We start from the raw sequence: 3,074 nt of genomic DNA, 5'->3' as shown, positions 1-3,074 counted from the left end.
CGTCTCTGACGTATCCGGTTAACGCAACCAGACCATTTGGGGTTATATGGTCAAGCCTCACGGGTCATTAGTACACGTTAGCTCAATGCATCACTGCATGTACACATCGTGCCTATCAACCAGCTAGTCTTGCTGGACCCTTTAGGGGGCGCGAGGCCCCAGGGAAGTCTCATCTTGAAGGGGGCTTCCCGCTTAGATGCTTTCAGCGGTTATCCCGTCCGCACATAGCTACCCGGCAATGCCACTGGCGTGACAACCGGAACACCAGAGGTGCGTCCACTCCGGTCCTCTCGTACTAGGAGCAGCACTTCTCAAACTTCCGACGCCCACGGCAGATAGGGACCGAACTGTCTCACGACGTTCTAAACCCAGCTCGCGTACCACTTTAAATGGCGAACAGCCATACCCTTGGGACCGACTTCAGCCCCAGGATGTGATGAGCCGACATCGAGGTGCCAAACACCGCCGTCGATGTGAACTCTTGGGCGGTATCAGCCTGTTATCCCCGGAGTACCTTTTATCCGTTGAGCGATGGCCCTTCCATACAGAACCACCGGATCACTAGAACCTACTTTCGTACCTGCTCGACGTGTCTGTCTCGCAGTTAAGCACCCTTATGCTCTTGCACTCAATGCACGATTTCCAACCGTGCTGAGGGTACCTTCGTGCTCCTCCGTTACGCTTTTGGAGGAGACCGCCCCAGTCAAACTACCCACCACACACTGTCCCTGCACCGGATCACGGTGCGAGGTTAGAACGCCGATGATGCCAGGCTGGTATTTCAAGGTTGGCTCCCCCGGAACTGGCGTCCCGGGTTCAAAGCCTCCCAGCTATCCTACACAAGCAACATCAGCGTCCAGTGTGAAGCTATAGTAAAGGTTCACGGGGTCTTTCCGTCTAGCCGCGGGTACACTGCATCTTCACAGCGATTTCAATTTCACTGAGTCTCGGGTGGAGACAGTGTGGCCATCATTACGCCATTCGTGCAGGTCGGAACTTACCCGACAAGGAATTTCGCTACCTTAGGACCGTTATAGTTACGGCCGCCGTTTACTGGGGCTTCAATCAAGAGCTTCGGACGAATCCTAACACCATCATTTAACCTTCCAGCACCGGGCAGGCGTCACACCCTATACGTCCGCTTACGCGTTAGCAGAGTGCTGTGTTTTTAATAAACAGTTGCAGCCACCTGGTATCTTCGACCGGTTCGCGCTAGGAGAGCGAGTCTCTTCACGCTACGCCGGCGCACCTTCTCCCGAAGTTACGGTGCCATTTTGCCTAGTTCCTTCACCCGAGTTCTCTCAAGCGCCTTGGTATTCTCTACCTGACCACCTGTGTCGGTTTGGGGTACGGTCACACAGTATCTGAAGCTTAGAGGCTTTTCCTGGAAGCGTGGCATCAATGACTTCCCAACCGTAGTTGGTTCGTTTCGTGTCTCGGCTTTAAGGTCCCGGATTTGCCTGAGACCTCGGCCTACTCACTTTCACCCGGACAACCAACGCCGGGCTCACCTAGCCTTCTCCGTCCCCCCATCGCAATACTGTCTGGTACGGGAATATTAACCCGTTTCCCATCGACTACGCTTTTCAGCCTCGCCTTAGGGGCCGACTCACTCTGCTCCGATTGACGTCGAACAGAAACCCTTGGTCTTCCGGCGGGGGAGGTTTTCACTCCCCTTATCGTTACTCATGTCAGCATTCGCACTTGTGATATCTCCAGCCGGCTTTACAACCGACCTTCACAGACCTACACAACGCTCCTCTACCGCGCATCCCAAAGGATGCACCCGCAGCTTCGGCATCTAGTTTGAGCCCCGTTACATCTTCCGCGCAGGCCGACTCGACTAGTGAGCTATTACGCTTTCTTTAAAGGATGGCTGCTTCTAAGCCAACCTCCTAGCTGTCTAAGCCTTCCCACATCGTTTCCCACTTAACTAGAATTTGGGGGCCTTAGCTGGCGGTCTGGGTTGTTTCCCTTTTCACGACGGACGTTAGCACCCGCCGTGTGTCTCCCACGCTGTACTCACCGGTATTCGGAGTTTGCCTCGGGTTGGTAACCCGGGATGGGCCCCTAGCCGAAACAGTGCTCTACCCCCGGCGGTAATACGTGAGGCGCTACCTAAATAGCTTTCGAGGAGAACCAGCTATCTCCGAGCTTGATTAGCCTTTCACTCCGATCCACAACTCATCCGAATCTTTTTCAACAGATCCCGGTTCGGGCCTCCAGTTGATGTTACTCAACCTTCACCCTGGTCATGGATAGATCGCCCGGTTTCGGGTCTATTCCCAGCAACTAAGTCGCCCATTTAAGACTCGGTTTCCCTACGCCTCCCCTAGTCGGTTAAGCTCGCTACTGAGAATAAGTCGCTGACCCATTATACAAAAGGTACGCAGTCACAGGACTTGCCTGCTCCCACTGCTTGTACGCACACGGTTTCAGGATCTATTTCACTCCCCTCACTGGGGTTCTTTTCGCCTTTCCCTCACGGTACTGGTTCACTATCGGTCAGTCAGGAGTATTTAGCCTTGGAGGATGGTCCCCCCATGTTCAGTCAAGGTTTCTCGTGCCCCGACCTACTCGATTTCACGTTAGTTGGATTTAAGCTACGGGACTATCACCCGCTATGGTCAGGTTTCCCACCCTGTTCGCCTATCGGCCCTAACGCTTAAGGGCTGGTCCCCGTTCGCTCGCCGCTACTTGGGGAATCTCGGTTGATTTCTTTTCCTCGGGGTACTTAGATGTTTCAGTTCCCCCGGTTCGCCTCTGTACGTTATGTATTGGCGTACAGATACCTACCTTATGGTAGGTGGGTTGCCCCATTCGGAGATCGCCGGGTCACAGGTTATTTGCCACCTCACCGACGCTTATCGCAGGCTATCACGTCCTTCATCGCCTCTGACTGCCTAGGCATCCACCGTGTGCGCTTAATCGCTTGACCATATAACCCCAAAGGGTCTGATCATCGATTGCGTTCGATTCGCCGGATACGCTTGAGACGTATCTCTAATTGCCATGACGTTAAGCTTCACGACACATGACGCACTTCCGAAGAAGTGATGTCATGGTGTTATGCC

Annotated in this window: 1 rRNA gene; it reads right to left on the bottom strand. The window is 53.9% G+C overall.

Annotated elements, in window-relative coordinates:
* Positions 1-46 precede the first annotated feature (46 nt).
* A 23S ribosomal RNA gene (locus C3Z11_RS01940) occupies positions 47-2,938 on the bottom strand.
* Positions 2,939-3,074: the final 136 nt, after the last annotated feature.

Source organism: Phytohalomonas tamaricis, assembly GCF_003012345.1.
GTDB lineage: Bacteria > Pseudomonadota > Gammaproteobacteria > Pseudomonadales > Halomonadaceae > Phytohalomonas > Phytohalomonas tamaricis.
The sequence above is the reverse complement of the archived record's forward strand: the minus strand, read 5'-3'. Positions and strand labels throughout refer to the sequence as shown.